At 74.8% G+C, this 6,792-nt stretch carries 5 protein-coding genes; all 5 read left to right on the top strand.

Going from position 1 to position 6,792, the window contains the following annotated elements; translation table 11 throughout:
* Window positions 1-167 precede the first annotated feature (167 nt).
* The 5 genes from AB0C25_RS24265 (at window position 168) to AB0C25_RS24245 (ending at window position 6,781) form a co-directional block, all read left to right on the top strand.
* Window positions 168-1,370, top strand: a complete 1,203-nt coding sequence (locus AB0C25_RS24265; protein ID WP_357376524.1) for an allantoate amidohydrolase — start codon at window positions 168-170, stop codon at window positions 1,368-1,370.
* Window positions 1,361-2,728, top strand: coding sequence for a formimidoylglutamate deiminase (locus tag AB0C25_RS24260; RefSeq protein ID WP_357376523.1), 1,368 nt, complete (start codon window positions 1,361-1,363; stop codon window positions 2,726-2,728). Before AB0C25_RS24265 ends, AB0C25_RS24260 begins: the two co-directional genes overlap by 10 nt.
* Complete coding sequence (gene hutI, locus AB0C25_RS24255) at window positions 2,725-3,921, top strand: imidazolonepropionase (RefSeq protein WP_357376522.1); 1,197 nt, start codon at window positions 2,725-2,727, stop codon at window positions 3,919-3,921. The genes AB0C25_RS24260 and hutI overlap by 4 nt, the downstream gene beginning before the upstream one ends.
* Window positions 3,918-5,456 (top strand): histidine ammonia-lyase, encoded by a 1,539-nt coding sequence (hutH, locus tag AB0C25_RS24250; protein ID WP_357376521.1) that lies wholly within the window; start codon window positions 3,918-3,920, stop codon window positions 5,454-5,456. The genes hutI and hutH overlap by 4 nt, the downstream gene beginning before the upstream one ends.
* A gap of 101 nt (window positions 5,457-5,557) precedes the next feature.
* Window positions 5,558-6,781 (top strand): hypothetical protein, encoded by a 1,224-nt coding sequence (locus AB0C25_RS24245; RefSeq protein WP_357376520.1) that lies wholly within the window; start codon window positions 5,558-5,560, stop codon window positions 6,779-6,781.
* Window positions 6,782-6,792: the final 11 nt, after the last annotated feature.

Raw genomic sequence — 6,792 nt, 5'->3', positions numbered from 1 at the left:
CGTAGGAGTGCAGCGCAGCGGAGCCCCGCAGTCGCGAACAACAGACGCGCCGTGAGCGCGAGGAGTGCAGCGCAGCGGAGCCCCGCAGTCGCGAACAACAGACGCGCCGTGAGCGCGAGGAGTGCAGCGCAGCGGAGCCCCGCAGTCGCGAACAACGGGAGCACAGCGTGAGCGCGGACCTTCCCGGCCGGTTCCGGGCCCTGTGGGACGAGATCGCGCCGGTCGGGCGGGACGCCGACAGCGGCGGCTATCTGCGGTACGCGTTGACCGAGCCGGAGCGGGAGCTGCGCGCCTGGTTCCGGGCACAGGCCGAGCGCCGCGCCCTGCCCGTCACCGAGGACGGCAACGGCAACCTCTTCGCCCACTGGGGTGACCCGCAGGCGTCCGACGCGGTGCTCACCGGCAGCCATTTCGACTCGGTGCCGCACGGCGGGGCGTACGACGGGCCGCTCGGCATCGTCAGCGCGTTCCTCGCCGTGGACGAGCTGCGCGCCGCCGGCGTCACCCCGGACCGGCCGCTGGTGCTGGCCGCGTTCGTGGAGGAGGAGGGTGCGCGCTTTGGCGTACCGTGCCTGGGGTCTCGGCTGCTCACCGGTGCGCTGTCCGCCGACCGCGCGGCCGGCCTGCGCGACGCGGCCGGGGTGAGCTTCGCCGAGGCGCTCGGCGAGCGGCCGGCGGGTGCCCGCCCGGAGCTGCTGGGCCGGTTCGGCGCCTTCGTGGAGTTGCACGTCGAGCAGGGCCGTGCGCTCGTCGACGCGGACGCGCCGGTCGCGGTGGCGAGCGCGATCTGGCCGCACGGCCGGTGGCGCTTCGACGTCGTCGGCGAGGGCAACCACGCGGGTACGACCCGGATGGCCGACCGGCGCGACCCGATGCTCACGTACGCGTTCACGGTGCTGGCGGCCAACAAGGAGGCCCGGCTGCGGGGCGCGCACGCCACCGTGGGCCGGGTCGCCGTCGAGCCGAACGCCACGAACGCGATCCCGTCGAGGGTGACCGGTTGGCTGGACGCGCGGGCCGCCGACACGCAGACGCTGTCCGGGCTGGTCGAGGCGGTGTGGGGCAAGCTGACCGAGCGCGCCCGCCGCGACGGTACGACGGTGACGGTCACCGAGGAGTCGGCGACGCCGCTCGTCGCCTTCGACGGGGATCTGGCCGGACGGCTGGCCACGCTGCTGGACGCGCCGGTGCTCCCGACCGGCGCGGGGCACGACGCCGGGGTGCTCGCCGCGCACCTGCCCACCGCGATGCTGTTCGTCCGCAACCCGACCGGGGTGTCGCACTCCCCCGCCGAGGCCGCGACCGACGGCGACTGCGCCGCCGGGGTCCGCGCGCTGGCCCGGGTGCTGGAGGACCTGACATGCCGATGACACCGACCCGCTGGCTCGCCGAGTACGCCTGGCTGCCCGAGCACGCCGAACCCACACCCGACGTGCTGATCGAGGTCGACGACGGCCGGATCACGGCGGTGACGCCGCTGCTCCCCGGCAGCAGGCCGACGGCCGGGGTCGACGTGTACGCCGACGCGGTGCCGCTGCCCGGTCTGACCCTGCCCGGCCTGGCCAACGTGCACTCGCACGCCTTCCACCGGGCGTTGCGCGGGCGTACCCACGGCGGTCGGGGCGACTTTTGGACCTGGCGGAACCAGATGTACGCCGTCGCGGACCGGCTGGACCCGGACACCTACCTGGCCCTGGCGCGTGCCGTCTACGCCGAGATGGCGCTCGCCGGGATCACCGGCGTGGGCGAGTTCCACTACCTGCACCACCGCCCCGACGGCGGCGCGTACGACGACCCGAACGCGATGGGCGCGGCGCTGGTGGAGGCCGCCGCGCACGCCGGGATCCGGCTCACCCTGCTGGACGCCTGCTACCTGACCTCCAGCGTGGACGGTCAGGCCCTCGCCGGGCCGCAGCGCCGCTTCGGTGACGGCGACGCGGCCCGCTGGGCGGAGCGGGCGGCGGCGTTCCAGCCGACGGACGCCCACGTCCGGGTCGGCGCGGCTGTGCACTCGGTGCGGGCGGTTCCGGCGGACCAGCTCCGCACGGTCGCCGACTGGGCCCGGGATCGGCGGGCACCGCTGCACGTGCACCTCTCCGAGCAGCCCGCCGAGAACGACGAGTGCCGGGCGGTGCGCGGGCGTACGCCCACCGCGCTGCTCGCCGAGCACGGTGTGCTCGGGCCGGACACCACCGCCGTGCACGCCACCCACCCGACAAGCGCCGACCTGACCCTGCTCGGCGACAGCCGGACCGGGGTGTGCCTCTGCCCGACCACCGAACGGGACCTCGCCGACGGGATCGGCCCGGCCCGGCGGATGGCCGACGCGGGAATCCGGTTGAGCCTGGGCAGCGACAGCCATGCCGTCATCGACCTGTTCGAGGAGGCCCGCGCGGTGGAGCTGGACGAGCGGCTGCGCACCCGCCGCCGAGGCCACTTCGCACCTGTCGACCTGCTGACGGCGGCCAGCGTCACCGGGCACGCCGCCCTGGGCTGGGCCGACGCCGGCCGGATCGCCGTCGGTGCCCGCGCCGACCTGGTGACGGTACGGCTGGACAGCCCCCGCACCGCCGGCGTGCCACCGGTGGGGGCGTTCTTCGCGGCCACCGCGGGGGACGTCGAGCAGGTGCTGGTGGACGGCCGGGTGGTGGTGGCCGAGGGCCAGCACCTGAGCGTGGACGTGCCGGCCGAGTTGGCCGCCGCCATCGAGGCGGTGACCCGCACATGAGCAGTCTGCTTGTCGACACCATCGGGGAGCTGGTCACCAACGGCCCCGGCACGCGCCCACTCGGCATCCTCCGCGACGCGGCCGTGCTGATCGAGGAGGGCCGGGTGGCCTGGGTGGGGTCGTCCGCCACCGCGCCGGCCGCCGACCGGCGACTCGACGTCGGTGGGGCCGCCGTCCTGCCCGGCTTCGTGGACAGCCACGCCCACCTGGTCTTCGCCGGGGATCGGGCGGACGAGTTCGCCGCCCGGATGGCCGGCCAGCCCTACACCGGCGGCGGCATCCGCACCACGGTCCGCGCGACCCGGGCCGCCACCGATGACGAGCTGCGAGCCACCGTGCGCCGGCTGCGAGGTGAGGCGCTGCGCCAGGGCACCACGACCATGGAGATCAAGAGTGGGTACGGGCTGACCGCCGCCGACGAGGCCCGCTCACTGCGGATCGCCGCCGAGTTCACCGAGGACACCACCTATCTCGGCGCGCACGTGGTCCCCGCCGAGTACGCCGATCGCCCGGACGACTACGTGGGGCTGGTCTGCGGGCCGATGCTGGCCGCTGCCGCGCCGCACGCCAAGTGGATCGACGTGTTCTGCGAGCGGGGCGCCTTCGACGTGGACCACGCCCGGGCCATCCTGGCCTGCGGGCAGGCCGTCGGGCTCGGTGTGCGGGTGCACGCCAACCAGCTCGGCCCCGGACCGGGCGTGCAGCTCGGCGTGGAGCTGGGCGCGGCCAGCGTGGACCACTGCACCTACCTGTCCGACGCCGACGTCGACGCGCTCGCGTCCTCCCTGGTCGACTGCATGTGCCACGAGGGTCCGCACAGCACCACCGTCGCGACCCTGCTGCCCGGCGCGGAGTTCTCCACCCGCTCGCCCTACCCGGACGCCCGCCGACTGCTCGACGCCGGTGTGACCGTGGCGCTGGCGACGGACTGCAACCCCGGTTCGTCGTACACCTCGTCGATGGCGTTCTGCGTGGCCCTCGCGGTCCGCGAGATGCGGATGACCCCGGCGGAGGCGGTCTGGGCCGCCACCGCCGGTGGCGCCCGGGCGCTGCGCCGCGACGACATCGGTGTCCTCACCCCCGGCGCGCGGGCCGACCTCGTCGTCCTGGACGCGCCGTCACACCTGCACCTGGCCTACCGGCCCGGTGTCCCCCTGATCCGCCAGGTAATTCGCAACGGAGTTCCGCTATGACGAACGTGACCATCCAGCCCACCGGGATCACCGCCGACGACGTGCTCACGGTGGCCCGCGGCACCGCCACGGTCGTCCTCGCCCCGGCCACCATCGAGGCCATGGCGACCAGCCGGGCCATCGTGGACGGCATCGAGTCGTCCGGCCGGCCCGTCTACGGGGTCTCCACCGGGTTCGGGGCGCTGGCCAACACCTTCATCGCCCCGCAGCGGCGGGCCGAGCTGCAACACGCGCTGATCCGCTCGCACGCCGCCGGGGTGGGCGCCCCGATGCCGCGCGAGGTGGTCCGGGCCATGATGCTGCTGCGGGTCCGGTCCCTCGCGCTGGGCCGCTCCGGGGTCCGGCCGCTGGTCGCGGAGGCCCTGGTCGACCTGCTCAACCACGACATCACCCCGTGGGTGCCGGAGCACGGCTCGCTGGGCGCCTCCGGCGACCTGGCGCCGCTGGCGCACTGCGCGCTGGTGCTGCTCGGTGAGGGCTGGGTCCTCGGCCCGGCCGGCGAGCGGCAGGACGCGGCCGACGCGCTGAGCGCCGCCGGGCTCACGCCGATCGAGCTGGCCGCCAAGGAGGGGCTGGCGCTGATCAACGGCACCGACGGCATGCTCGGCATGCTGCTGCTGGCCATCCACGACGCGGCGCACCTGTTCGCCATGGCCGACGTGACGGCCGCGCTTGCCATCGAGGCGATGCTCGGCTCGGAGCGGCCCTTCCTGCCGGAGCTGCACGCGATCCGGCCGCACCCCGGTCAGGCGGCGTCGGCGGCGAACATCCACCGGCTGTTGCAGGACTCCCGGGTGATGGACTCGCACCGCGACGACCTGGCCCATGCCGTGCAGGACGCCTACTCGATGCGCTGCGCCCCGCAGGTCGCCGGCGCGGCCCGCGACACCCTCGACTTCGTCCGTACGGTCGCGGGCCGGGAGTTGGTGTCCGTGGTGGACAACCCGGTGGTGCTGCCGGACGGGCGGGTCGAGTCGACAGGTAACTTCCACGGCGCGCCGCTCGGTTTCGCCGCGGACTTCCTCGCCATCGCCGCCGCCGAGGTGGGAGCGATCGCCGAGCGACGGGTGGACCGGCTGCTCGACGTCACCCGCTCCCGGGAACTGCCGGCGTTCCTCTCCCCCGACGCCGGGGTCAACTCCGGGCTGATGATCGCCCAGTACACGGCGGCGGGGATCGTCGCCGAGAACCGTCGGCTGGCCGCCCCGGCCTCGGTGGACTCCCTGCCCACCAGCGGCATGCAGGAGGACCACGTGTCGATGGGCTGGGCGGCGGCCAAGAAGCTGCGCACCGTGCTGGACAACCTCACCAGCCTGCTGGCGGTGGAGCTGCTGGCCGGCGTACGCGGTCTGCAACTGCGCGCCCCGCTGGAGCCGTCCCCGGCCGGCCGCGCGGCCGTCGCCGCGCTCGGCCCGGCGGCCGGTGAGCCCGGCCCGGACGTGTTCCTCGCCCCGGTGATGGAGGCGGCCCGAGCGGTCGTCGGCGGGCCGGAGTTGCGCGCCGCCATCGAACGGGAGGTCGGCCCGCTGGGCTGACCTCCGTCGGTCGCTGTCGTCCGCCGCGGGTCAGGCGGCGGGCGACAGCACCTGGTTCGCCCCGGCCGGCCTGTCGGCTGCTGCTGCTAGCGTTCGCCGCCGTGGAGATCGAGGAGCAGGGGCTCGGCGAGCAGATCCGGGACTTCGTCCGCCGCCAGGTGGCGCTGGCCGAGTTGCCGGCCGCCGCGATCGTCGCCGAGACGATGGAATACCTGGCCGGCGAGGCGGACCCGGCGGAGGTCGAGGCCCGAGCCTGGCCGATGGTGACCGAGGAGCTGAGCGCGCACCTCGCCGCCCAGGCGCACTGGCCGGAGGTCACCGACAGCGACCGGCTCACCGCGGCCTTCCGGACGCTCTCGGCCGCCGGGCTGGTGGCCCGGGAGAACTTCAGTTGCTGCCAGACCTGCGGCGTTGCCGAGATCGGCGACGAGGTGCCGCGGGGGCGCACCGCCCGGGGGTACGCCTTCTACCATCGGCAGGACGCCGAGAACGGCGTCGACGACTCGGGGGTGCACGTCGCGTACGGCCTGTTCGGGCAGCCGACGACGGCCGACATCGGTGCGGAGGTGGCGGCGGCGCTGCGCGCCGAGGGGTTGACCGTGCACTGGGACGGCAGCACCGGCACCCGGATCCGGGTCGCGTTGACCTGGCAGCGGCGCCGGGTCGGTCGGTTGGCCGCGCTGCCCGCCACGGTCGACGACGACGTCGACATCGACGTGGAGCTGCTGGACCAGTGGACGGGGGTTTACGACCCGACCGACGGGCCGTCGTCGGCCGCCCGGCTCGCGGGTCTGCACCTGCCGTGGTTGCCTGCCGGCGTACGGATCCAGGTTGCTCATCAGGGCGCCGCTGTCGTCGTTCGACGGGAGGGGGACACCCTGGTGGGCACGTACCCCGAGCAGGACGGGCGGGAGTTGACCGTCGGCCGGTACGACGGCATGGATCTGATCCGCCGGTTGCCCGGCGGGTCGGTCCCGGCTGCCGCCCTGCCGGCCCCGCCCGATTTCCTCGAGGCGACCTACCAGTACCGCGGCGACGTCCAGAAGGACGTGCCGCTGGACGCGGCCGAGGTGCGCCTCCTACTGCGCGCGATGCGGCCGCTGAGCAGGGACTTCCTGACCGCCTTCGGCCGCTCCGGCGGCTGTGTGCAGGTCGCCTGGGAGCGCGACGGGCTGTGGCTGGAAGAGCTGGACATGGCGCGGTCCACCTCGACCGGGCGGATCGCCACCGTGGCCGAGGCCGAACGACTGCTCACCGTGCTGGCCACGGAGGACCGCGTCCCGATCGACGATCTGGGCGGGGACCTCGTGACGAAGCGCTGGTGAGACGTGTCGGG

This window comes from Micromonospora sp. NPDC048839 (assembly GCF_040649915.1).
In the GTDB taxonomy this organism is placed as follows: domain Bacteria; phylum Actinomycetota; class Actinomycetes; order Mycobacteriales; family Micromonosporaceae; genus Micromonospora.
The sequence above is the reverse complement of the archived record's forward strand: the minus strand, read 5'-3'. Positions and strand labels throughout refer to the sequence as shown.